21 protein-coding genes and 1 pseudogene are annotated in these 22,523 nt (G+C 60.8%); 5 read left to right on the plus strand and 17 right to left on the minus strand.

The features are described from left to right. Window positions 1–238: 238 nt before the first annotated feature. Both BSF40_RS07205 and mdoH read left to right on the plus strand, forming a co-directional pair. Complete coding sequence (locus BSF40_RS07205) at window positions 239–2,053, plus strand: glucan biosynthesis protein G (RefSeq protein ID WP_095964594.1); 1,815 nt, start codon at window positions 239–241, stop codon at window positions 2,051–2,053. Beyond that, window positions 2,046–4,616, plus strand: a complete 2,571-nt coding sequence (gene mdoH, locus BSF40_RS07210; protein WP_095964595.1) for a glucans biosynthesis glucosyltransferase MdoH — start codon at window positions 2,046–2,048, stop codon at window positions 4,614–4,616. Before BSF40_RS07205 ends, mdoH begins: the two co-directional genes overlap by 8 nt. Window positions 4,617–4,816: 200 nt before the next feature. On the opposite strand, the gene BSF40_RS33450 is transcribed toward mdoH, so the two are convergent. The 11 genes and pseudogenes from BSF40_RS33450 to ubiE form a co-directional block, all read right to left on the minus strand. Further along, window positions 4,817–5,689, minus strand: coding sequence for a methyl-accepting chemotaxis protein (locus tag BSF40_RS33450; RefSeq protein WP_371918066.1), 873 nt, complete (start codon window positions 5,687–5,689; stop codon window positions 4,817–4,819). After that, a pseudogene (locus tag BSF40_RS33455) lies at window positions 5,672–6,733 on the minus strand (methyl-accepting chemotaxis protein); the annotation flags it as partial. The gene BSF40_RS33450 and the pseudogene BSF40_RS33455, both read right to left, overlap by 18 nt. Before the next feature lie 205 nt (window positions 6,734–6,938). Beyond that, window positions 6,939–7,646 (minus strand): 16S rRNA (uracil(1498)-N(3))-methyltransferase, encoded by a 708-nt coding sequence (locus BSF40_RS07220; RefSeq protein ID WP_095964597.1) that lies wholly within the window; start codon window positions 7,644–7,646, stop codon window positions 6,939–6,941. Next, window positions 7,643–8,437 (minus strand): twin-arginine translocase subunit TatC, encoded by a 795-nt coding sequence (tatC, locus tag BSF40_RS07225; RefSeq protein ID WP_015093118.1) that lies wholly within the window; start codon window positions 8,435–8,437, stop codon window positions 7,643–7,645. The genes BSF40_RS07220 and tatC overlap by 4 nt, the downstream gene beginning before the upstream one ends. After that, window positions 8,434–8,883, minus strand: coding sequence for a Sec-independent protein translocase protein TatB (gene tatB / locus BSF40_RS07230; RefSeq protein ID WP_095964598.1), 450 nt, complete (start codon window positions 8,881–8,883; stop codon window positions 8,434–8,436). Before tatB ends, tatC begins: the two co-directional genes overlap by 4 nt. A 10-nt stretch (window positions 8,884–8,893) precedes the next feature. After that, window positions 8,894–9,166 carry a twin-arginine translocase TatA/TatE family subunit gene (locus BSF40_RS07235; protein WP_015093120.1) on the minus strand — a complete coding sequence of 91 codons (273 nt, stop codon included), beginning with the start codon at window positions 9,164–9,166 and terminating at the stop codon, window positions 8,894–8,896. Between the two features lie 25 nt (window positions 9,167–9,191). Beyond that, window positions 9,192–9,524: a phosphoribosyl-ATP diphosphatase gene (locus BSF40_RS07240; protein ID WP_007975564.1), complete on the minus strand. Its 333-nt coding sequence runs from the start codon at window positions 9,522–9,524 to the stop codon at window positions 9,192–9,194. Then, a complete protein-coding gene (gene hisI / locus BSF40_RS07245) occupies window positions 9,517–9,918 on the minus strand; it encodes a phosphoribosyl-AMP cyclohydrolase (protein WP_007975565.1) in 402 nt (133 codons plus the stop codon). Before hisI ends, BSF40_RS07240 begins: the two co-directional genes overlap by 8 nt. 166 nt (window positions 9,919–10,084) lie before the next feature. Then, window positions 10,085–11,689 carry a ubiquinone biosynthesis regulatory protein kinase UbiB gene (ubiB, locus tag BSF40_RS07250; RefSeq protein ID WP_095964599.1) on the minus strand — a complete coding sequence of 535 codons (1,605 nt, stop codon included), beginning with the start codon at window positions 11,687–11,689 and terminating at the stop codon, window positions 10,085–10,087. Beyond that, on the minus strand, window positions 11,686–12,309 hold the full coding sequence (locus BSF40_RS07255; RefSeq protein ID WP_015093123.1) for an SCP2 domain-containing protein: 624 nt from the start codon (window positions 12,307–12,309) through the stop codon (window positions 11,686–11,688). Before BSF40_RS07255 ends, ubiB begins: the two co-directional genes overlap by 4 nt. Continuing rightward, on the minus strand, window positions 12,309–13,079 hold the full coding sequence (gene ubiE, locus BSF40_RS07260) for a bifunctional demethylmenaquinone methyltransferase/2-methoxy-6-polyprenyl-1,4-benzoquinol methylase UbiE (RefSeq protein ID WP_095964600.1): 771 nt from the start codon (window positions 13,077–13,079) through the stop codon (window positions 12,309–12,311). The genes BSF40_RS07255 and ubiE overlap by 1 nt, the downstream gene beginning before the upstream one ends. A 155-nt stretch (window positions 13,080–13,234) precedes the next feature. Between ubiE and BSF40_RS07265 the strand changes: the two genes are divergently transcribed. The 3 genes from BSF40_RS07265 (at window position 13,235) to BSF40_RS07275 (ending at window position 15,075) form a co-directional block, all read left to right on the plus strand. Continuing rightward, the gene (locus tag BSF40_RS07265; protein ID WP_095964601.1) at window positions 13,235–13,510 is read left to right on the plus strand and encodes a polyhydroxyalkanoic acid system family protein; all 276 of its coding nucleotides are present in this window, start codon (window positions 13,235–13,237) and stop codon (window positions 13,508–13,510) included. Window positions 13,511–13,754: 244 nt separating this feature from the next. Continuing rightward, window positions 13,755–14,177: a phasin family protein gene (locus BSF40_RS07270; RefSeq protein ID WP_095964602.1), complete on the plus strand. Its 423-nt coding sequence runs from the start codon at window positions 13,755–13,757 to the stop codon at window positions 14,175–14,177. A 10-nt stretch (window positions 14,178–14,187) separates the two neighbouring features. Further along, window positions 14,188–15,075: a phasin family protein gene (locus BSF40_RS07275; protein WP_095964603.1), complete on the plus strand. Its 888-nt coding sequence runs from the start codon at window positions 14,188–14,190 to the stop codon at window positions 15,073–15,075. A gap of 195 nt (window positions 15,076–15,270) precedes the next feature. On the opposite strand, the gene BSF40_RS07280 is transcribed toward BSF40_RS07275, so the two are convergent. The 6 genes from BSF40_RS07280 to hslU all read right to left on the minus strand — a co-directional run bounded on the left by BSF40_RS07280 (window position 15,271) and on the right by hslU (window position 22,482). Continuing rightward, window positions 15,271–15,891: a TetR/AcrR family transcriptional regulator gene (locus tag BSF40_RS07280; RefSeq protein WP_095964604.1), complete on the minus strand. Its 621-nt coding sequence runs from the start codon at window positions 15,889–15,891 to the stop codon at window positions 15,271–15,273. A 59-nt stretch (window positions 15,892–15,950) separates the two neighbouring features. Further along, on the minus strand, window positions 15,951–17,633 hold the full coding sequence (gene phaC / locus BSF40_RS07285; protein WP_095964605.1) for a class II poly(R)-hydroxyalkanoic acid synthase: 1,683 nt from the start codon (window positions 17,631–17,633) through the stop codon (window positions 15,951–15,953). Between the two features lie 115 nt (window positions 17,634–17,748). Beyond that, window positions 17,749–18,603, minus strand: coding sequence for a poly(3-hydroxyalkanoate) depolymerase (phaZ, locus tag BSF40_RS07290; protein WP_095964606.1), 855 nt, complete (start codon window positions 18,601–18,603; stop codon window positions 17,749–17,751). 163 nt (window positions 18,604–18,766) lie between these two features. Next, entirely contained in the window at window positions 18,767–20,446 is a 1,680-nt protein-coding gene (gene phaC, locus BSF40_RS07295) for a class II poly(R)-hydroxyalkanoic acid synthase (protein ID WP_095964607.1), read from the minus strand. Between the two features lie 258 nt (window positions 20,447–20,704). Beyond that, window positions 20,705–21,076 (minus strand): gamma-butyrobetaine hydroxylase-like domain-containing protein, encoded by a 372-nt coding sequence (locus tag BSF40_RS07300; RefSeq protein WP_095964608.1) that lies wholly within the window; start codon window positions 21,074–21,076, stop codon window positions 20,705–20,707. Window positions 21,077–21,144: 68 nt separating this feature from the next. Further along, window positions 21,145–22,482 (minus strand): HslU--HslV peptidase ATPase subunit, encoded by a 1,338-nt coding sequence (gene hslU, locus BSF40_RS07305; protein ID WP_007975581.1) that lies wholly within the window; start codon window positions 22,480–22,482, stop codon window positions 21,145–21,147. Between the last annotated feature and the right edge of the window lie 41 nt (window positions 22,483–22,523).

Below are 22,523 nucleotides of genomic sequence, written 5' to 3' on the forward strand. Positions count from 1 at the left end.
TGTAACGCGGCCTACTAGATAATCGCGCGCTACGGGGATCAGCGTTCGTTGGTCCATTTTGACTTAGGTAGAGACTTGTCTGGATCCGATTGGGGAATCATTTCGCCCCAGCGGAGTCGGAACAATGCTCGCCAACTTGGCAAGAGTGGTTTGCAAGGGCGGTTTTTTCAGACCGTGCACCGTGCAGACCCTTTAACTGGCCGTTGGTTTTTTGATCTGTTTTCGGCGAGGGTTGCTCGTGATTGTTAGTCCCTGTAACGCACCAAAATTGTCTGCCAAACGGTTACGCAGCGCCCTGGTAGCGGGCTCTGCACTGCTCTGCCTGCTCAGCGCCGGCCAGCTTTGGGCATTCAGTCTGGATGATGTATCGGCCAAGGCAAAAGAGCTGGCCGCGCAGAAATACGAAGCGCCGCGCAGTAACCTGCCGAACGAGTTCCGCGAAATGAAGTTCGCGGACTACCAGAAAATTCGTTTTCTGACGGAAAAAGCCGAATGGGCTGATCAGAAGACGCCGTTCAAGCTGTCCTTCTATCACCAGGGCATGCACTTCGATACGCCGGTGAAAATCAACGAAATCACGGCGAACACCGTCGAAGAGATCAAATACGATCCAAGTCGTTTCGACTTCGGCGATGTGAAATTCGACCCGAAGGCCACCGAGCAACTGGGCTACGCCGGTTTCCGTGTGCTGTACCCGGTCAACAAGGCCGACAAGCAAGACGAAATCATGACCATGCTCGGCGCGAGCTACTTCCGCGTCGTCGGCAAGGGTCACGTCTATGGTTTGTCCGCTCGCGGCATGGCCATCGATACCGCCTTGCCGTCCGGCGAAGAATTCCCGCGTTTTCGCGAATTCTGGATTCAACAGCCCAAGCCGGGCGACAAGCACCTGGTGATCTTCGCCCTGCTGGACTCTCCGCGTGCCACCGGTGCCTATCGCCTGACCCTGCGTCCGGGCAGCGACACCATCGTCGACGTCAAGGCGCAGATGTTCCTGCGTGACAAGGTCGGCAAGCTGGGCATCGCCCCGTTGACCAGCATGTTCCTGTTCGGCGCCAACCAGCCATCGAAAGTACTGAACTACCGCCGCGAACTGCACGACTCCAGCGGCCTGGCGATCCATGCCGGCAACGGCGAGTGGATCTGGCGTCCGCTGAACAATCCGAAACACCTGGCGGTGAGCAACTTCAGCGTGGAAAACCCGCGCGGTTTCGGCCTGCTGCAACGTGGCCGCGACTTCAGCCACTACGAAGACCTCGACGACCGCTACGACAAGCGCCCAAGCGCCTGGATCGAGCCGAAGGGTGACTGGGGCAAGGGCACCGTCGACCTGGTCGAGATTCCGACCGCCGACGAAACCAACGACAACATCGTGGCCTTCTGGAACCCGGAAAAATTGCCGGAACCTGGCCAGCCGCTCGATGTCGCTTATCGTATGCACTGGACCATGGACGAGGCGGCGATTCACGCGCCGGACAGTGCCTGGGTCAAGCAGACCCTGCGTTCGACCGGTGACGTCAAGCAGTCCAACCTGATTCGTCAGCCCGATGGCAGCGTTGCCTACCTGGTGGACTTCGAAGGCCCGTCCCTGGCGGCATTGCCGGCCGATGCCGAGGTTCGCAGCCAGGTCAGTGTCGGCGACAACGCCGAGCTGGTGGAAAACAGCGTGCGCTACAACCCTGAAACCAAGGGCTGGCGCCTGACCCTGCGGATGAAGATCAAGGACCCGGGCAAGTCCACCGAGATGCGTGCCGCGCTGGTGCAGAACATCGTGCCGGCGGACCTGGCCAAGACCTCGATTCCGTCGTCCAACTCGTCGGTTGCCAAGGCCGACAAGGTTGCCGCCAAGCAACAAGAGAAAGCGGACAAGGAAGCCAGGCAAGCAGAGGCCAAGCAGGCTGAAGCCAAGCCTGTTGCAGATGCCAAGGACAAGGCCAATACAGACGCCAAGCAGCCTGTCGCTGCCGACGCGGCCCCAGCCACACCGGAATCGGCGCCGACTGAAGAAGTCCTGACCGAGACCTGGAGCTATCAGTTGCCTGCCGATGAGTAACTCTCAAGTACGGCCAGAAACTCTTTCCGAGTATCTGGCGCATCTGCCGATGACCGACGAGCAGCGCGCGGAACTCGCGGGCTGCCAGTCTTTCAGCGAATTGCATGAACGCCTGTCGTCTTCGACGTTCGACGCCCCGACCGAAGCCGCCCAGGCTTCGGTCGGCAAACGCCTGACCCTGAGCACCGCCGAAGAGCTGCAGGACGCGGAAATGCTGGTGCTCGACGCCAACGGCCGGGTCTGCCTCAAGGCGACCCCGCCGATCCGGCGGACCAAGGTCGTGCCGGAGCCGTGGCGCACCAACATTCTGGTGCGCGGCTGGCGGCGGATGACCGGTCGTACCAACCCGCCGAAGCCGCCGAAGGACGAACGTGTGCTGCCGGCCGCGCGCTGGCGTACCGTCGGTTCGATCCGTCGCTACATTCTGTTGTTGCTGATGCTCGGCCAGACCATCGTCGCCGGCTGGTACATGAAAGGCATCATGCCGTACCAGGGCTGGTCGTTCGTCGACCTCAACGAAGTGCTGCACCAACCGCTGCTGCAAACCGCCACGCAAGTGCTGCCTTACGCTTTGCAGACCAGCATCCTGATCCTGTTCGGTATTCTGTTCTGCTGGGTATCGGCCGGTTTCTGGACCGCGCTGATGGGCTTCCTCGAATTGCTGACTGGTCACGATAAATACCGTATTTCCGGTAAAAGTGCCGGTAACGAGCCGATTCCAAAGGATGCGCGCACCGCACTGGTGATGCCGATCTGCAACGAGGACGTGCCTCGGGTGTTCGCCGGCCTGCGGGCGACCTTCGAGTCGGTTGCGGCCACGGGTGACCTGGACCGCTTCGATTTCTTCGTCCTCAGCGACAGTAACGACGCCGATATCTGTGTTGCCGAGCAACAGGCCTGGCTGGACGTCTGCCGCGAAGCCGGTGGCTTCGGCAAGATCTTCTATCGCCGCCGTCGTCGTCGCGTAAAACGCAAGAGCGGCAACCTCGACGACTTCTGCCGTCGTTGGGGCGGTGACTACAAGTACATGGTCGTACTCGACGCCGACTCCGTGATGAGCGGCGAGTGCCTGACCAGTCTGGTGCGCCTGATGGAAGCGACGCCGGACGCCGGGATCATCCAGACCGCGCCACGGGCGTCGGGCATGGACACCCTGTATGCGCGCATGCAGCAGTTCGCCACTCGCGTGTATGGCCCGCTGTTCACCGCCGGCCTGCACTTCTGGCAACTGGGCGAGTCGCACTACTGGGGCCACAACGCGATCATCCGCATGAAGCCGTTTATCGATCACTGCGCCCTGGCGCCGTTGCCCGGTAAAGGCGCGTTCTCCGGTTCGATCCTGTCCCACGACTTCGTGGAAGCCGCGCTGATGCGTCGTGCCGGTTGGGGCGTGTGGATTGCCTACGATTTGCCGGGCAGCTATGAAGAACTGCCGCCGAACCTGCTGGACGAACTCAAGCGTGACCGTCGCTGGTGCCACGGCAACCTGATGAACTTCCGCCTGTTCCTGGTAAAAGGCATGCACCCGGTACACCGTGCGGTGTTCCTGACCGGCGTGATGTCCTACCTGTCGGCGCCGCTGTGGTTCTTCTTCCTGGTGCTGTCGACCGCGCTGCTGGCGGTCAACACGCTGATGGAGCCGCAGTACTTCCTCGAACCGCGCCAGCTCTATCCGCTGTGGCCACAATGGCACCCGGACAAGGCGATTGCGCTGTTCTCGACCACTATCGTGCTGCTGTTCCTGCCGAAGCTGCTGAGCATCATCCTGATCTGGGCCAAGGGCGCAAAAGAGTTCGGCGGCAAGTTCAAGGTGACCCTGTCGATGCTGCTGGAGATGCTGTTCTCCATGCTGCTGGCGCCGGTGCGGATGATTTTCCACACCCGTTTCGTCCTCGCCGCGTTCCTCGGCTGGGCCGCGACCTGGAACTCGCCGCAGCGTGACGACGACTCCACGCCGTGGAGCGAAGCAATCAAGCGCCATGGTCCGCAAACCCTGCTGGGCTTCTTCTGGGCCCTGCTGGTGATCTGGCTGAACCCGAGCTTCCTGTGGTGGCTGGTGCCGATCGTCGGTTCGTTGATGCTGTCGATCCCGGTGTCGGTGATCTCCAGCCGTGTCGGCCTGGGCCTGAAGTCCCGTGACGAGAGCCTGTTCCTGATCCCTGAGGAATACAATCCGCCGCAGGCCTTGCTGGCCACCGACCAGTACACCCACGAAAACCGCTGGCACGCGCTGAACGACGGCTTCGTCCGTTCGGTGGTCGATCCGCAGCAGAACGCCCTGGCTTGCTCGCTGGCGACCTCGCGGCACAATCAGGCTGAGCCGATTGAGTGGTTGCGCATCGAGCGGGTGCGGCACGCGATGAAGGTTGGACCTGAAGGCCTGACCAACAACGAGCGTGTGCAACTGTTGAGCGACCCGGTGGCCTTGGCTCGCTTGCACGAGCAGGTCTGGAACGAAGGTCACCCAGAGTGGCTGGGTGCCTGGCGCAAGTCGGTGAAGGCCGATCCCCATGCACCGTTGCTGCCGCTCAAGCCGATGAGCGAACAGCCTCAGTTGGCATGATAAAAAAACCCGCGAAAGCGGGTTTTTTTATGGCTTGAAGTTTGTTCTTGAACTTGCGCCAGATTCTGTAACAGCGGTGTCTGGTCGATCGCTTTCGCGGGCAAGCCCGCTCCCACAGGGGACCGCATTTCAGTGTGGGAGCGGGCTTGCTCGCGAAGGCATCACCTCGGTCCTGAGTGAGCCGAGGTCTGCAGATCACCTCAAACCCTGAACTTGCCCACCAGCATCTGCAAATGCGTCCCCAGTCGTGCCAGCTCAACGCTGGACGCTGCCGTCTCTTCACTGGCTGCCGAGGTCTGATCCGACACATCCCGCACGTTCAGCACGCTGCGGTTGATCTCTTCGGCCACGGCGCTTTGCTGTTCGGCGGCAGCGGCGATCTGCTGGTTCATCGCCTGAATCGCCGAGACGGTGCGGGTGATGCTTTCCAGTGAGCCACCGGCGCGGCGGGTCAGTTCGACACTGCTGTCGGTCAGGGTGCGGCTGTTGTCCATGATGGTCGCCACTTGCTGTGTGCCGTTTTGCAGGCCGACGATCAGCTCTTCGATCTCTTCGGTGGATTTCTGGGTGCGCTGGGCCAGGCTGCGGACTTCGTCGGCGACCACGGCAAACCCACGTCCGGCTTCACCAGCACGGGCTGCTTCAATCGCGGCGTTGAGCGCCAGCAGGTTGGTTTGCTGGGCCACGGACTTGATCACGTCGAGCACGCTGCCGATCTTGTCGCTTTCGCGCTTGAGTTCGCCCATGGCCTCGGTGGAGTGGCCGACTTCCGCGGCCAGGCGCTCGATCTGGGCGATGGCTTCGCCCACCACTTTGTCACCCTCGCGGGCCTGCTGGTCGGCGGCGACGGCGGCTTCGGAGGCCTCTTCGGCGTTGCGTGCCACTTCCTGCACGGTGGCGGCCATTTCATTCATGGCGGTGGCGACCTGATCGGTCTCGACTTTTTGGCTGTTGACCCCGGCGCTGGTCTGCTCGGTGACTGCGGACAGCTCTTCAGCGGCGCTGGCAATCTGCGTGACGCCATCGCTGATGCCGCCGATCAGTTCGCGCAAGCCCTGGGTCATGCTCTGCATGGCGCGCTGCAACTGGCCGAGTTCGTCGCGACGCTGCGACGTCAGGTTGAGGGTCAGGTCGCCGCTGGCAACGCGCTCAGCGACGGCCAGGGTCTGGTTCAACGGAATGATGATCTGCCGGGTGATCGCCCAGGCGGCCAGCAGGCCGAAGGCGATGGCCAGAACGGTGGCGAGGGCCAGCATGTTCTTGGCGTGGGCGGCGTCGCTGTCACGCACGACGGTTTGCGAGACGGTGAGTTTCTGGCTCATGTCCAACAGGATCTCGCCTTGGGCGGACATGCGTACCAAGGCCTTGGCGCTGGCCACCTGGGAGTCGCGGAACTGGCTGACGGCGGCGCGGTAGGCCTTCAGTGAATCAGTCGCCTGTTGCAGGATGGCGATGTGTTCTTCGGGCAGTTTGGCCGGCAGGCTCTCGAGGTTCTTCAGGGCGTTGTCGATCGCGTCGAGGGCTGGCTGTTCGGCTTCGCTCTTGCCGCTGTAGGTGTAGCCGCGAACCTGGAAGCGCGCCTGCTGGATCAGTTTGCTCAGGTCGATCACGCTATTGAATGCTGCGACGCTGTCACCTTGCAGCATGGATTTTTCCACTTCGGCGACACGGGCCACGGCGTTGTCGGCGGTGGCGCCGAGTTTGCTGCGGGCATCTTCACGCTGGGCGCCGGCCTGGGTCATGTCGTTGAAGGCACGACGGTATTCGGCGACAGCGGCCAGTTGTTGATCGACCATGGCGGTGTCGGCCGGTTGTTCGATCAGGCCGCGGGCGGTCTGCAGGCCGCTTTCGAGTTTGCCCAGCAGATCGTTGACGGCGCCGGGGCCTTGTTCCCCGCGACGCATCTCGTAATCCAGGCGTGCAATGCGCAGGTCCTTGGTCAGGTCGTTGAGGCTGGCGATGAATCCCAGTTTATCGCCACGGCTGGTGACGCCGCTCAGGCCGCTCCAGCCGGTGAAGGTGATCAGCAGGGTCAGTAACAGCACCAGGCCGAAGCCGATCCCCAGCTTGCGTTTGACGCTGACGTTTCCCAGATTCTCGGCTAGCCATTGGTACATGCTGAATCTCCCCGGACCACAATTTGGTTTTATGGGGGATGTATCGGCAGGGGAACCTGAATCTGTAGGCGCTGCCCGATGTACGGACGGATGATGACTTGTGGGAGCGGGCTTGCTCGCGAAAGCGGAGTGTCAGTCGGCATTGAAGGCACTGACACACCGCTTTCGCGAGCAAGCCCGCTCCCACAGGGGAATATGTCCGGGATTAGAAAAGTCGGGCCAGCAGCGCGGTCACGGCGGTTTCGACGCGCAGGATGCGCTCGCCCAGTTGTACCGGTTGCAGGCCGGATTTGCCCAGCAGGTCGATCTCGTAGGGAATCCAGCCGCCCTCGGGGCCGATGGCCAGGGTCACCGGTTCGCTGAGTGCGCGAGGGCAGGGCGGGTAATTGCCGGGATGCCCTACCAGGCCAAGGGTGCCGTCGGTGATCGCCGGCAAACGGTCCTCGACGAATGGCTTGAAGCGCTTCTCGATGACAACTTCCGGCAGCACGCTGTCCCGGGCCTGTTCGAGGCCGAGGATCAATTGCTCGCGAATGGCCTCAGGCTCCAGGAAGGGGGTCTGCCAGAAGCTCTTCTCGACGCGATAGCTGTTGACCAGCACGATACGCGGCACACCCATGGCCGCCACCGTCTGGAACACCCTGCGCAGCATCTTGGGGCGTGGCAGGGCCAATATCAGGGTCAGCGGCAGCTTGGCCGGTGGTGGCTGGTCGAGGGTGACGCGCAATTCCGCTTCGTCGGCGTCCAGGCGCAGCACTTCGGCCGAGCCCATCAGTCCGCCGATCCGCCCTACGCGCATGCTGTCGCCCACTTCGCAGCGGTGGACTTCCTGCATGTGGGTCAGCCGGCGATCACGCAGGATCGCCCGGTCGGCCGCAATGAAGTCGGCCTCTTCAAGGAGCAGCAGGTTCACGCTTGGGTCGCTGGCGGCTGGTCGTTGTGATCGTCAGCCGGTTGGTCGTCCGGATGCTCGCCACGTTTGCTGATCAGGCTGCTGAACAGAATGCCGATTTCAAACAACAGCCACATCGGCACGGCCAGCAGGGTCTGCGAGAAGATGTCCGGCGGTGTGAGGATCATGCCGACCACGAAGCAGCCGATGATCACATACGGGCGGATTTTCTTCAGGTATTTGACGTCGACCACGCCGATCCACACCAGCAGCACCACGGCCACCGGGATCTCGAACGCCACGCCAAAGGCGAAGAACAACGTCATGACGAAATCGAGGTAGCTGGTGATGTCGGTCATCATTTCCACGCCGGCCGGGGTGGCGGCGGCGAAGAACTTGAAGATCAGCGGGAAAACCAGGAAGTAGGCGAAGGCCATGCCGGCGTAGAACAGAAAGATGCTGGAGACCAGCAAGGGCACGGCAATGCGCTTTTCATGCTTGTACAGGCCCGGGGCGATGAAGCCCCAGATCTGGTGCAGGATCACCGGGATCGCCAGGAACAGCGAGACCATCATCGTCAGCTTCAGCGGCGTCAGGAACGGCGACGACACGTCGGTGGCAATCATCGTCGCGCCGGCGGGCAGGTACGCACGCAGCGGCGTCGAGACGAAGGTGTAGATCTGCTGGGTAAAGGCAAACAGGCCGGCGAAGATGATGAAAATCGCCGCTACGCAGCGCAGCAGTCGGGTACGCAACTCGGTGAGGTGCGAAACCAGCGGCATGTGCTGGTCGTTTTCTGGGAGATCGCTCATGGGGCTCGCGGCGGCAGTGTTGGGTCATGAGGGGCTGGCGCAACGGGCGCAGCCGCAGGTGTAACGGGTTCAACCGGAGTGGTTGCAGCAACAATCGGCGCAGGCTCGACAGCCGCAACAGCAGGCGTTGTCGCGGCAGCGGGGGCAGTTGCTTGAATCGTCTGCGCACCCACATGCTCGACCGGCGTCGGCTCCTGCTGGGTCGGCGTGAAGATTTTCCGCGCCTCCTGCTCAAGCGACAGGATGTGTTCGTTGTGCAGTTGCCGACGAATCTCGTCGGCACCGATTTCACGTTCAACTTCCTGTTTGATTGCGTTGAAGCTGCGCTTCAGGCGTCCGACCCACAGGCCGGCGGTGCGCGCAGCGCCCGGCAAGCGCTCGGGACCCAGCACCAGCAGGGCGACGAGGCCGACGAGCAGCAGTTCAGAGAAGCTGATACCAAACATTAGTCAGTGCTCACACGTCTTTGCGGATCGGCTCTTCGACTTTCTGTGCCTGCACGTCGATGGTGTGCGGCTGGTTCACGGTGGTCTGTGGCTGGACCGGTGGAACCGGTTGGGCCGGGGTCGCATTCGGGTCGGCCGGTTTTTCGTCGTCGTTCATGGCTTTCTTGAAGCCCTTGATCGATTCGCCGACGTCGGTGCCGAGGTTTTTCAATTTCTTGGTGCCGAATACCAGTACCACGACAACCAGGATGACGACCCAGTGTTTCCAGTCAAAAATGCCCATGCTGCTGCTCCTCTCTAATAGTTATTCAGGCGGACGGGCGCGAGGCTTTCTCGGCGTGTCCGGAGAGACCGAAACGACGGTCCAGTTCATCGAGTACAGCCTGTGGATGCTGCCCCAATTGGGCGAGCATGACCATGCTGTGGAACCACAAATCGGCGGTTTCGTAGATCACATCGCTGCAGTCGCCGCTGACGGCGGCGTCCTTGGCGGCAATGATGGTCTCGACCGACTCTTCGCCGACTTTTTCCAGAATCTTGTTCAAGCCCTTGTGATACAGGCTGGCGACATACGAGCTGTCGGCGGCGGCGCCTTTGCGCTCTTCCAGCACCTCGGCCAGGCGGGTCAGTGTGTCACTCATGTTTGTGCCCTGCGCAATAGATGGCATGCGGATCTTTAAGGACCGGGTCGACCGTTGTCCAGTCGCCGTTCTCGTAGACGCGGTAGAAGCAGCTCTGGCGGCCGGTATGACAGGCGATGTCGCCGATCTGCTCGACCATCAGGATGATGACGTCGGCGTCGCAGTCCAGGCGCATCTCGTGCAGGGTCTGCACGTGGCCGGACTCTTCGCCCTTGCGCCACAGCTTGCCACGGGAGCGCGACCAGTAAATGGCGCGGTTCTCGGCAGCGGTCAGCTCCAGTGCTTCGCGGTTCATCCAGGCCATCATCAGGACGCGCCCGGTCTTGTGATCCTGGGCAATTGCCGGCACGAGGCCATCGGCGTCCCACTTGATCTCGTCCAGCCAGTTTTTCATCTTCAGTTCCTGAAGCAGCCCCAAGCCTTAAGCTTCAAGCCGCAAGTAAAAGCCAGTGCGCTTCGATCCTTCGTATTGTGCAACGCATATCTACAGGCGTGAATTAAACATGATTGCTACGAACATCGCTTGAAGCTTGAAGCTTATAACTTGCAGCTGATACATGCTATCGACGCACGACCAGATACAAACCGACCGCCATCATGATGCCAGCTGGCCAATAGTCCAGCTGATTCAGTGGCCCGCCAGCGGCAAGGATGGCGCCACCGGCCAGATGGGCCGTACCGAGCAGGCGCAGGAACCAGTCGTCCCGGCGTCGGTGCCACGCTGGCGGCGGATCGTAGGCGTGGGGCTGGGACACGCGTTCGAGCAGGTCGCGGGCCATGTTGGCCAGGTGCGGGATCTGTTCGAACTGGCTCTGCACGTTGCCGAGCAGGGCTTTGGGGCTGACCCGCTCGCGCATCCAGCGTTCGAGGAACGGCTGCGCGGTGTTCCACAGGTCGAGGTCCGGGTATAGCTGACGGCCCAGGCCCTCGATGTTCAACAAGGTTTTTTGCAGCAGAACCAACTGCGGTTGAACCTCCATGTTGAAGCGCCGAGCGGTCTGGAACAGGCGCATCAGCACCTGACCGAAGGAAATATCTTTTAACGGTTTTTCGAAGATCGGCTCGCACACGGTACGGATCGCCGCTTCGAATTCGTTGAGCTTGGTTTCCGCCGGCACCCAGCCCGAATCGATGTGCAACTGCGCCACGCGACGATAATCACGCTTGAAGAAGGCGAACAGGTTGCGTGCCAGGTAATCCTGGTCTTCCGGGGTCAGGCTGCCGACGATGCCGCAGTCGATGGCAATGTACTGCGGACTCCACGGATTCACGGTGCTGACGAAGATGTTGCCGGGGTGCATGTCGGCGTGGAAGAAGCTGTCGCGGAACACCTGGGTGAAGAAAATCTCCACGCCACGCTCGGCGAGCATTTTCATGTCGGTGCGCTGGTCGGCCAGGGTTGCCAGATCGGTGACCTGGATACCGTAGATGCGCTCCATCACCAGGACTTTCGGTCGGCACCAGTCCCAATAGACTTGCGGCACGTACAGCAGCGGCGAGCCTTCGAAGTTGCGCTTCAACTGGCTGGCATTGGCCGCCTCGCGCAGCAGGTCGAGTTCGTCGTAGATGGTTTTTTCGTAATCGCTGACCACGTCCACCGGGTGCAGCAGGCGCGCATCGGCGGAGAGTTTTTCGGCGGCGCGGGCGAGGATGAACAGCCATGCCAGGTCCTGGGCGATCACCGGTTTGAGACCGGGGCGGATCACCTTGACCACCACTTCTTCACCGGTTTTCAGTTGCGCGGCATGCACCTGCGCCACCGAAGCCGAGGCCAGCGGCTCGACATCGAAACGGCTGAACACGTCGCTGATTTTCTTGCCCAGCTGTTCTTCGATCAGCTTGACCGACACTTGCGAGTCGAACGGCGGCACGCGGTCCTGCAGCTTCATCAGCTCATCGGCGATGTCTTCTGGCAGCAGGTCGCGGCGTGTGGACAGGATCTGCCCGAACTTGATGAAGATCGGCCCCAGGTCCTGCAACGCCAGGCGCAGGCGCGCGCCACGGCTCAGGTCGAGGGTCTTGCGCGGGAACCAGCGCCACGGCAAGGCGTGGCGCAGAGCCCGCAGAAACCAGGGCAACGGCAGGGCGAACAGCAGGTCATCGAGGCGGTAGCGGATCACGACGCGCTGGATGCGCAACAAACGGCGGACGGCAAGCAGCTTCATGCGTTATCGCTTGGGTCGAGGGATCGGGAAAGGCGCTCGAAACGCGCCTCGAGACGTTCCAGATCGAGCTTGATCTGGTCCAGTTCACTGAATCGGGCTTCGGCTTCGCGCTGACCGACAAGGGTGCGCGATTCTTCGGCCAGGTATTCGCCCAGGTTCTGGCCCAGGCTGGCGAAGCCTTGCTGGTACCAGCGGGCGCGACTGCGCAGGTGGCCGCCGACCAGTTGCGTGGCGACCGGACCCAGCCAGCGCGAGAGCTCGTACTCCCAGTCCAGCTCCAGGTCCTGGAGGATCGCCGCCAGCTCCAGCAGCACGCCGCTGTCGCCATCGAGTTCGACTTCAGGGGCGTGCAGGACGGAAGTCTTGTCCTTGCTCATGGCCAGTTTCAACAGGCTTGAGGCCGGTGCACGCAAGGTGCAGTCGGCGCCGGTTTCCCACTGGGAGGCGAGCATCAGGCCTTCGTCGCTGGGCAGGATGAACAGGTGCAGCGCCGGGCTGCGGCAATCGACGGCAATCACTTTGCCGGTCAGATGCGCCAGTCGCGGCAGCGCCGTGCTGTCGAGGCGCAGCACCCGGTTCAGGCCGAGTTCAACGCTGGCGAGCAGGCCGGCGAGCAGCATCAGGGCTTGATGCCGCGGTGCAGGGCAACGATGCCTGCGGTCATGTTGTGATAGGTCACGCGGTCGAAGCCGGCCTCGACCATCATCGACTTCAGGGTTTCCTGGTTCGGGTGCATGCGGATCGATTCGGCCAGGTAGCGATAGCTTTCCGAGTCGTTGGTGATCAGCTTGCCCATCAGCGGCATGAAGGCGAACGAATAGGCGTCGTAGGCCTTGGACATCAGCGCGTTGGTCGGCTTGGAGAATTCCAGCACCAGCAGGCGGCCACCCGGCTTGAGCACGCGCAGCATCGAGCGCAGGGCGTCTTCCTTGTGGGTCACGTTGCGCAGGCCGAAGGCGATGGTCACGCAGTCGAAATGGTTGTCCGGGAACGGCAGTTTTTCCGCATCGGCCTGGACGAATTCGACGTTGCCGGCCACACCGAGGTCCAGCAGGCGGTCACGGCCAACCTTGAGCATGGACTCGTTGATGTCGGCCAGTACGACCTGGCCGGTCGGGCCTACCAGGTGCGAGAACTTCCGGGTCAGGTCGCCGGTGCCGCCAGCGATGTCGAGCACGCGATTGCCGACGCGAACGCCCGACAGTTCGATCGCGAAACGCTTCCACAGACGGTGCATGCCGCCCGACAGAAGGTCGTTCATCAGGTCGTACTTGGCGGCTACCGAATGGAAAACCTCAGCGACTTTTTCCGCTTTCTGGCTTTCCGGAACGTTTTTGAAGCCGAAGTGAGTGGTGGGTTCGGCATCGCTGCCTTTGCGCTGATCAGTCATATCGCTGTCACCAAAAGAGAATGCGCGACATTCTAATCCCCAAGGCATGCTTTGTCTTGGCAAGGCTGAAGGTAAGATGGGCAACCATCGGGACGTTTTGACGCAGCAGAGGTCAAGATGCCCCGGGAAAGCATCCATAAAGCAGGAGTCATTCAATGGCCCGTATTAGTGTTGAACGTGCCCACGGCCTGGGCAAGGAAGCGGCTCGCGTGAAGGCCGACAAGCTGGCGCAGAAACTTTCCGATCAGTATGGCCTGGAGCCGCAGTGGTCTGGCGACACCCTGAACCTCAAGCGCTCGGGTGTGAAGGGTGCGGTGCATGTCAGTGAAGATTCGATCAAGGTCGATGTGGAACTGGGCCTGATGATGTCGGCCATGAGCGGCATGATCAAAGCGGAAATCGAAAAGGCGCTGGATAAGGCCCTGGTCTGATTTTCTGGTTGAAATGAGATCCCCTGTGGGAGCGGGCTTGCTCGCGAAGGCGGTGTGCCAGTGAAATTTTTATCAACTGACCCACCGTCTTCGCGAGCAAGCCCGCTCCCACATTTGTTTTGTGGTACGCCCGGCCTTTTATGTCATTTGTTAGGGTGCCGTTTCTAATTTTTCTCCCTACTTTGTGCCAGAGCCCGACACTTATCCGGGCAGTTCCTCAAACCTTCTGCGCGTGAGGTGCACCATGGCCAAAGTTATTTTGAAGAAAAAAATCGACGCATCGACCAGCGCGCTGGGCGACGTCAAATCCTATGCCCGCAAGATCTGGCTGGCAGGCCTGGGCGCCTACGCCAAGGTCGGCCAAGAGGGCAGCGAATACTTTCAAGAGCTGATCAAGGCTGGTCAGGTCGTTGAAAAGAAAGGCAAAAAAGTAGTCGCTGAGAAACTTGAAGCGGCCAATGCCGAGATCGTTGAAGTCAAGAGTGAAGTCAGCACTTTCAAAGGCCGTGTCGAAGTTCAACTCGACAAGGTCGAGAAAGCGTTCGACACGCGTGTCGCAAGTGCCTTGAATCGTATCGGCATTCCGTCTAAACATGACGTTGAGACACTCTCTGCTAAGCTCGATGAGCTGACGGCATTGCTCGAACGTGTCGCGCGTAAATCTTAAGGAGAACGGGATGGCTGTTAAAAAGAAAACCGAAAAAGAAGGCAGCTCGTGGATCGGGAAGGTTGAAGATTACTCCCGAAAAATCTGGCTGGCTGGTTTAGGCGTGTACTCGAAGATCGACACTGACGGCAGCAAACTCTTCGATGCATTGGTTAAGGACGGCGAGAAAGCCGAGAAGCTCACCAAGAGCGCTGTTGGCAAGACAGTCGACGCCGCCAAGGACTCCGCTTCTTCGGCCAAATCGCGCATCAGCGGCGTGAAAGATCGCGCACTGGGCAAGTGGGATGAGCTGGAAGGTGCTTTCGACAAGCGTCTGAACAGTGCCATCTCGCGTCTGGGCGTACCGAGCCGCAACGAAGTCAAGGCACTGCACAGCAAGGTCGAGACCCTGACCAAGCAAATCGAAAAACTGACCGGTGCCAAGGTCGCGCCTGTTGCGGCGAAAACCGCGGCAGCCAAGCCTGCTGCCAAGACTGCCGCCGCCAAGCCAGCCGCGAAAACGGCTGCCAAACCACTGGCAAAAGCAGCGGCTAAACCTGCTGCCAAACCTGCCGCTAAAACTGCAGCCGCCAAGCCAGCGGCCAAACCGGCTGCGGCGAAAGCTGTCGCCAAACCGGCTGCCAAGCCAGCCGCAGCCAAGCCTGCGGCTAAAACAGCTGCAGCAAAACCCGCCGCCAAGCCGGCAGCCAAACCTGCTGCTGCGAAAAAACCTGCAGTGAAGAAGCCGGCAGCTCCAAAAGCCGCCGCGCCAAAACCAGCAGTAGCAGCTGCCAAGCCGGCAACCCCGGCAACCCCGGCAGCCGCTCCGGTCAGCGCCTCGAACTCCGCGACCGCGCCAACCCCTGCTGTCACACCGACTGCCGCGCCAGCTCCATCGACGCCAACCAGTCAGTCCTGATTTTCAGGGCTCAAGAAAACGCCCGGCCTGCCAAGGTCGGGCGTTTTTGTTTGTGAATGCACCCTGGAGCACGACAGAGATCCCCTGTGGGAGCGGGCTTGCTCGCGAAAGCGGTATGTCAGCCGATATCAATGCTGAATGATGAACAGCCTTCGCGAGCAAGCCCGCTCCCACAGGGGATAGTTGTGACCAGGGTTATCCGTGGTCTTCCAGATACGCCATCGCCATCTGTTCGGTCGCAGCCTTCATTGCTGGCAGCAAGTGTGGCGCCACCAGCATCATGATCTGGTAAACCACCAGCCGCACCTCGCCTTCGCGATCGAGAATTCGCTGGTAATCCAGTGAAAACAGCAGGGTCATGGTGATCTGTTCCACCAGTTGCCCTAACGCCTGAGTGTCGCTGACCAATTGCCCTTGAGCCTTCAATCGTGCGAGCAACGACGCCAGTGTGCGCTTGAGTGCATTGAGCAGGTTGCGAATACCCTTGGCCAGTTTCGGCAGGCGTCCGGCGAGGTTCGACAGGTCCTGGAACAGAAACCGGTAATGGGACAGGCGCTCGACGATCAGATGCAGGAACAACCAGTAATCTTCGGGGCCCAATTCGACGTCGGACGGTGGGTCGAGCAGCGGTTGCAGTTCACATTGGAAGCGCTCGAACAGCCCGAGTATCAGCGGTTCCTTGCCATGAAAGTGGTAGTAGAGGTTGCCCGGGCTGATGCCCATTTCATTGGCAACTTCCATGGTGGAGACATTCGGTTCGCCCTTCTGATTGAACAACTGCAGGGCACATTCGAGGATCCGGTCGCGGGTTTTCATCCAGTCTTCTTAATGATCGGGTCTTGCCACGGCCGGCAGCGGCCGTGGCTCGTTGAACGTCAGCGCACGCGCACGTAAGTACCGGGTGCTGCCTCCATCGGTGGGTAGTTCTGGTTGCCGAGCGCCATGTGGGTTTCCTTCTGCGCGCCGGAGCGTTCCTGAATCCAGCTCAGCCATTGGGTCCACCAACTGCCGTCGACATGCCTGGCGTCGTAATACCAGGCGCGGGGGTCGCTGCTCAGTTTGCCGTTCTCGACGTAGTTGGCTTTTGGGTTGCTCGGCGGGTTGAGGATGCTCTGCACATGACCGCTGTTGGACAGCACGAAGCGCCGTTCGCCACCGAGCAACAGCGTTGAGCGATACACCGCATCCCACGGTGTGATGTGATCGTTGATGCCGGCGACGCTGAAGCTGTCGACGGTGACCTTCTGCAAATCGATCGGCGTGCCACACACTTCCAGTCCGCCCGGGTGGGTCAGCGGGTTGTGCTTGAAGAAGTCCAGCAGGTCGCCATGCAGGGCGGCTGGCAGGCGCGTGTTGTCGTTGTTCCAGTAGAGGATGTCGAACGCCGGTGGCTCCTTGCCCAACAGATAGTTGTTGACGAAATAGCTCCAGATCAAGTCGTTGGGGCGCATCCAGGCAAAGACCTTGGCCATGTCACGGCCGTCCAGCACACCTTTCTGATAGGAGCGGCGCTTGGCAGCCTCCAGTGTCTGCTCGTCGGCGAACAGCGTAGCGGGGCTGTCCAGTTGACTGTCGAGCAGGCTCACCAGATAGGTCGCGCTGGACACCCTGCGCAGCTGCCGTTTGGCCTGCAAATGACCTTGCAGCGCGGCAATGGTCAGCCCGCCGGCGCAGGCGCCCATCAGGTTGACCTCCCGTGCGCCGGTAATCGCCCGGCAGACATTCATCGCTTCTTCCACGGCTTCGACGTAGGTCGAGAGCCCCCATTCGCGGTGACGCACATCGGGATTGCGCCAGCTGATCATGAAGGTTTGCAGGCCGTTTTTAAGGGCGTACTGGGCGAAACTGTTGTGCGGGCTCAGGTCGAAAATGTAGTACTTGTTGATTTGCGGCGGCACCACCAGCAGGGGCTTGGAATACTGCTTTTCGCTCATCGGCTTGTACTGGATCAACTCCAGCAGCTCGTTGCGGAACACCACGGCGCCGGTAGTAGTGGCGACTGTCCTGCCGACCTCGAACGCTTGCTTGGTGACTTGCCGGGGCAGGCCGTCGTTATGCAGCAGATCGTCCACCAGATGGCCGATGCCTCGCACCAGGCTGTTACCGCCGGAATTGAACAGCTCCTTGACCGCCAGTGGGTTGAGCAGGGTGTTGGAGGGCGATACGGCGTCGTTGAACAAGGTGAAGGCGAAGTGGGCGCGGGCGCGGTCGTCCGGGCTCATGTTGCTCTCGTCGATCCAGCTTTTGACCTGCTTCTGCCAGCTCAGATAGGCCTGCAGGCTACGGCGATAAAACGGGTTGAGGCTCCACGCCGGGTCGGCGAAGCGAGCGTCGTGCGGGTTGGTCGGGTGCAGGGTCTCGCCCAGCAGCACGCGGCCAAGCTGACCGCCGAGTTTGAGGGCATGCCGGGCGCTGTGCAGTGGGTTGCGCAAGCCATGGGCGGCCACACTGCGCAGGGTCGACAGCAGATCCCGGCCACGCAGACCGGTAATCGCACTCTGTGCATTGATGAACGCGGCGGGAGTCGCTAAGGACTCCCTCGCTGGTTTCTCGCGCATGATTCAACACTCCTTCGTCTTCAGGCCAAAAACAAACACACTGAACCAGAACACCATAGACGCTGTAACGGGTTGTTGCGCGGCGTGGCGTCCTGCCGACCGCTGAGGCAGCGCTTTAACTGCCCAATGGCGCCGGACGCGGATGCATCACCGCGCGCTGGCGCTCCTCCTCCAGGAATTTCATGATGATCGGGGCCACCGCTTCGGCCCGGGTAATCAGGAACAGATGACCGTCATCGATGATGTGCAACTGGGCGTTGGGAATCCGCCAGGCCAGCAAGCGCATGTTGACCAACGGGATCAACGGGTCATCGTCGCCGGCCAGTACTAGGGTCGGCTGGCGGATCTTGTGCAGCCAGTGGATGCTGGTCCAGCCGAGGCCGGCGAACAGTTGCCAGTAGTAACCGAGCTTGCCCGCCGAGCGCACCTTGGCCGCATGGCTGGCGGCCAGCGTCGGGTCGCGACGGAACGCACCCCCGTAGATCATCGGTGCAATGCGGATTACGTGGGACGGCTGGATGTAGCGTCGCGGGCTGGCCATCATCCACAACACTTTCGGCTTGCCCGGCACCATCACCGCACCAGCCGCCGTGGCGGCCAGCACGAGTTTCTTGCAACGCTCCGGATAGTCATACGCGAACTGCTGGGCCAGGGCGCCACCCCAGGACACGCCAATGACGTTGACCTGCCCGTAGTCGAGATAGTCGAGCATGCGCGCCGTGAGCTTGGCCAGCCGCGGAAAACGATACGGCCGGTTTGGCGTCGACGAACCGCCGACACCGGGTACGTCGAAGGCAATGACTTCCAGGTCCGGGTCCAGCGCGGCAATGAACGGGAACACCAGCTCCAGGTTGGCGCCGATGCCGTTGAAAATCAGCAGGGGCGTCAAGTGAGGCTTGCCGGGGCGTACCGCCGTGCGGAGCGTCTGGCCATCCAGGTCGACGGTACGGAATATGAAGGGTTGCGGCATGCTTCAGGCCCTGTGGGTCGTTCTCTCGAATTCTTCCCGATCCCCTGTAGGAGCGAGCTTGCTCGCGATGAACTCAAGCGCAACGCGTTAATCCGGAAAGAACGCGTTATCGTTAACGTCCATCGCGAGCAAGCTCGCTCCTACAGGGGGGCGGGTGTGTCAGTTACCGCTCATGCACGTAAGTGCCCGGTGCAGCTTCGCCCGCCGGGTACGCCTTGTTGCCCAGTTTCAGCGGAGCTTTTTTCAGGTTGCCCGAGCGCTGTGCCTGCCAGGCCTGCCAATGCAGCCACCACGAATCGGCGTGCTTGGTCGACTCTTCCTGCCAGTCATCGGCGTTGGCGGGCATTTCAGTGCTGGTCATGTAGCGCGATTTCGGATTGCCCGGCGGGTTCAGGATGCTCTGGATATGCCCGCTGCTGGACAGCACGAATTCAACATTGCCGCCGAACAGTTGCGCCGACTTGTAGCAGGAGCGCCACGGGGTGATGTGGTCGCTGGTCCCGGCCAGGGAAAAGATATCGGCGGTGACCTGCTTCAGGTCGATCGGTGTGCCGCACACTTCCAGTGCATTCGGACGAATCAATGGATTGCTTTTGAACATTTCAATCAGGTCGCCGTGGAACGCAGCCGGTAACCGGGTGGTGTCGTTGTTCCAGAACAGGATGTCGAACACCGGTGGCTCGTTGCCCAGCAGGTAGTTGTTGACCCAGTAGTTCCAGATCAGGTCGTTGGGGCGCATCCAGGCAAAGACTTTCGCCATGTCGCGGCCTTCCAGCACGCCAGCCTGATAGGAGTGGCGCTTGGCGCTTTCGAGGGTTTGTTCGTCGACGAACAGCGCCACATCGCTGTCCAGGGTAGTGTCGAGCACACTGACCAGCAGCGTGAGGGCGTTGACCTTGTTCTCGCCAATCGCTGCGTAATGGCCCAGCAGCGCGGTGCAGGTGATGCCGCCGGAGCAGGCGCCGAGCATGTTCACGTCCTTGCTGCCGGTGATCGCGGTGACCACATCGACCGCTTCCTTGAGCGCTTCGATGTAAGTCGACAGGCCCCACTCACGCTGCTCCTTGGTCGGATTGCGCCAGCTGACGATGAAGGTTTGCACGTTGCTGCGCAGGCAGAACCGCGCCAGGCTTTTCTCCGGGCTGAGGTCGAAAACGTAGAATTTGTTGATTTGCGGTGGCACCACCAGCAAAGGGCGCTCGTGCACCTGTTCGGTGGTGGGCTTGTACTGGATCAGCTCCAGCACGTCGTTGCGAAACACCACGGCACCTTCGGTCACGGCCAGGGTCTTGCCGACTTCGAATGCGCCCATGTTGACCTGGCTCGGCATGCCGCCGTTGTGTACCAGGTCCTTGGCCAGATGCGAGAGGCCGTCGAGCAGGCTTTTACCGCCGGTCTCGAAGAAACGTTTGACCGCTGCCGGGTTGGCCGCCGTGTTGGTCGGGGCGAAGGCCTCGGTCATGAGGTTGATTACGAAGTGCCCGCGGCTGACGTCTTTAGCCGGCAGGTTGCTGTCATCGATCCAGTCGTGGAGTTCCTTGCGCCACGCCAGGTAGGTTTGCAAATAACGTTTGTAGAGCGGGTTCTGGCTCCAGGCCGGATCGGCAAAGCGACGGTCATCGCTATTCGGAAGAAGCTCGGATTTGCCGAGCAGTACGTTCTTGAGTTCAAGACCGAAATGGGCGACATGCCTGGCGCTATGGATCGGTTGTTTGATGGCCTGCCTGAGCACCATGCGAGCAGAAGCCAGTAGATCTTTTCCACGCAATCCAACGACAGGATTCAGCCCCAAGGTGTTTTCGGAGGCTTGTTGCTTCAAGTCATCGTTATTCTTGTTACTCATCTACGACGCTCCAATGTCCTGAGACGAGTACCCGGGGCCTGCTGTGCAGTCACACAACCAATGCCAGGTACTGCTGCTCGGGTGACCGTTAATACTGCATCGCTGCTTTTGTTCGCAGTGAGCACTGCAGGGAACTTGCCAGTTCCATTGGTTACCCGAGTTTAATTTTTTTCGCAAGCAGGCCAATCGACGGCCCTGAAGCGGAGCATTCAAACAGATGAAATTAGAAAATGCCCTCTAAAGAGCAAGAGGCTCGGATTAGAGCATCAGCTTGACGACGGATTCGTTCGGGTCGCGGGTTTTTCCGGCCGCTTTGAGTTCGGCCAGATAATCCTCCCAAAGTGCGTCATAACGTCGCGCCAGTTCGTAGAGGTATTCCCAGGTGAACAGTCCGCTGTCGTGACCGTCATCGAAGGTCAGTTTCAGTGCGTACTGACCGGCCGGTTCTACCTTGGTCAGGCCGACGTTGATCTTGCCAAATTGCAGGATGGGTTTGCCGTGGCCCTGGACCTCGGCGGAAGGAGAGTGCACGCGCAGGAACTCGGCGGGCAGGGTGTATTCCTCGCCGGACGCGTATTTCAGCGACAGGGTTTTCGAGGCTTTGTGCAGCTTGATGTCGGTGGGAAGCATAGGAAGAGCCTTGGGCGGAAGCTACAAGCTGCAAGCTTAACTCAGCTTGCAGCTTGCAGCTTGCAGCTCTACAGAATGTAGCGGGACAGGTCTTCGTTCTGCGCCAATTCGCCCAGGTGGCTGTTGACGTAGTCGGCGTCGATCTGGATCACCTTGCCGTCATGGGTGCTGGCCAGGTCGCCGGCGCTGAACGACACCTCTTCGAGCAGGCGCTCGAGCAGGGTGTGCAGGCGACGGGCACCGATGTTTTCGGTCTTCTCGTTGACCTGCCAGGCGATCTCCGCGATGCGCTTGATGCCGCTCGGCTGGAACTCGATGCCCAGGCCTTCGGTTTTCAGCAGTGCGCAGTATTGCTCGGTGAGCGAGGCGTGAGGCTCGCTGAGGATGCGTTCGAAGTCTTCCGGGCTCAGGGCCTTGAGTTCGACACGGATCGGCAGACGGCCTTGCAGCTCGGGCACCAGATCGCTCGGCTTGCTCAGGTGGAACGCACCGGAAGCAATGAACAGGATGTGGTCGGTCTTGACCATGCCCAGCTTGGTGTTGACGGTGCAGCCTTCGATCAGCGGCAGCAAGTCGCGCTGCACGCCTTCGCGGGATACATCGACGCCACCGGAATTACCACGCTTGGCGACCTTGTCGATTTCGTCGATGAACACGATACCGTGCTGCTCGACGGCTTCCAGGGCCTTGGCCTTCAACTCTTCATCGTTGACCAGGCGGCTGGCTTCTTCGTCGCGCACCATCTTCAGCGCTTCTTTGACCTTGAGCTTGCGGGCTTTTTTCTTGCCCTTGCCCATGTTGGCAAACAGGCTTTGCAGCTGGTTGGTCATTTCTTCCATGCCCGGTGGCGCGGAGATGTCGACGCCGGCCATTTCGGCGACTTCGATTTCGATCTCCTTGTCATCCAGCTGACCTTCGCGCAGGCGCTTGCGGAACAGCTGGCGGGTGTTGGAATCGGCAGTCGGGGCGTCGTCGTTGCTGAAGCCCATGCGCGCCGGTGGCAGCAGGGCGTCGAGGATGCGCTCTTCGGCGGCATCTTCGGCGCGGTGGCGAACCTTGACGATTTCCTGCTCGCGCAGCAGCTTGATCGCGGCATCGGCCAGGTCACGAATGATCGATTCGACGTCGCGGCCGACATAGCCGACTTCAGTGAACTTGGTCGCTTCAACTTTGATGAACGGCGCATTGGCCAGTTTCGCCAGGCGACGGGCGATCTCGGTTTTGCCGACGCCGGTCGGGCCGATCATCAGGATGTTCTTTGGCGTGACTTCAACGCGCAGCTCTTCAGGCAGCTGCATGCGGCGCCAGCGGTTGCGCAGGGCAATGGCGACGGCGCGCTTGGCATCGTCCTGGCCGATGATGTGGCGGTTGAGTTCGTGGACGATTTCACGGGGAGTCATGGACATAATATTCAGTGGACCTCAAGCAAGAATGAGCCGTGGTGCGG

It is taken from the genome of Pseudomonas sp. ACN5 (assembly GCF_002303975.1).
Taxonomy (GTDB): Bacteria; Pseudomonadota; Gammaproteobacteria; order Pseudomonadales; family Pseudomonadaceae; genus Aquipseudomonas; species Aquipseudomonas laurylsulfatiphila.

Bases quoted from the DNA above. Each gene is read 5' to 3' on its own strand.
- ubiE (WP_095964600.1), bottom strand. From the start codon at position 13,079: ATGACTGATCAGCGCAAAGGCAGCGATGCCGAACCCACCACTCACTTC.
- BSF40_RS07270 (WP_095964602.1), top strand. From the start codon at position 13,755: ATGGCCAAAGTTATTTTGAAGAAAAAAATCGACGCATCGACCAGCGCG.
- ubiB (WP_095964599.1), bottom strand. From the start codon at position 11,689: ATGAAGCTGCTTGCCGTCCGCCGTTTGTTGCGCATCCAGCGCGTCGTG.
- BSF40_RS07255 (WP_015093123.1), bottom strand. From the start codon at position 12,309: ATGCTGCTCGCCGGCCTGCTCGCCAGCGTTGAACTCGGCCTGAACCGG.
- BSF40_RS07235 (WP_015093120.1), bottom strand. From the start codon at position 9,166: ATGGGCATTTTTGACTGGAAACACTGGGTCGTCATCCTGGTTGTCGTG.
- phaZ (WP_095964606.1), bottom strand. From the start codon at position 18,603: ATGCCGCAACCCTTCATATTCCGTACCGTCGACCTGGATGGCCAGACG.
- mdoH (WP_095964595.1), top strand. From the start codon at position 2,046: ATGAGTAACTCTCAAGTACGGCCAGAAACTCTTTCCGAGTATCTGGCG.
- BSF40_RS07280 (WP_095964604.1), bottom strand. From the start codon at position 15,891: ATGAAAACCCGCGACCGGATCCTCGAATGTGCCCTGCAGTTGTTCAAT.
- BSF40_RS33450 (WP_371918066.1), bottom strand. From the start codon at position 5,689: ATGCAGAGCATGACCCAGGGCTTGCGCGAACTGATCGGCGGCATCAGC.
- phaC (WP_095964605.1), bottom strand. From the start codon at position 17,633: ATGCGCGAGAAACCAGCGAGGGAGTCCTTAGCGACTCCCGCCGCGTTC.
- BSF40_RS07240 (WP_007975564.1), bottom strand. From the start codon at position 9,524: ATGAGTGACACACTGACCCGCCTGGCCGAGGTGCTGGAAGAGCGCAAA.
- BSF40_RS07265 (WP_095964601.1), top strand. From the start codon at position 13,235: ATGGCCCGTATTAGTGTTGAACGTGCCCACGGCCTGGGCAAGGAAGCG.
- phaC (WP_095964607.1), bottom strand. From the start codon at position 20,446: ATGAGTAACAAGAATAACGATGACTTGAAGCAACAAGCCTCCGAAAAC.
- hisI (WP_007975565.1), bottom strand. From the start codon at position 9,918: ATGAAAAACTGGCTGGACGAGATCAAGTGGGACGCCGATGGCCTCGTG.
- tatB (WP_095964598.1), bottom strand. From the start codon at position 8,883: ATGTTTGGTATCAGCTTCTCTGAACTGCTGCTCGTCGGCCTCGTCGCC.
- BSF40_RS07300 (WP_095964608.1), bottom strand. From the start codon at position 21,076: ATGCTTCCCACCGACATCAAGCTGCACAAAGCCTCGAAAACCCTGTCG.
- tatC (WP_015093118.1), bottom strand. From the start codon at position 8,437: ATGAGCGATCTCCCAGAAAACGACCAGCACATGCCGCTGGTTTCGCAC.
- hslU (WP_007975581.1), bottom strand. From the start codon at position 22,482: ATGTCCATGACTCCCCGTGAAATCGTCCACGAACTCAACCGCCACATC.
- BSF40_RS07275 (WP_095964603.1), top strand. From the start codon at position 14,188: ATGGCTGTTAAAAAGAAAACCGAAAAAGAAGGCAGCTCGTGGATCGGG.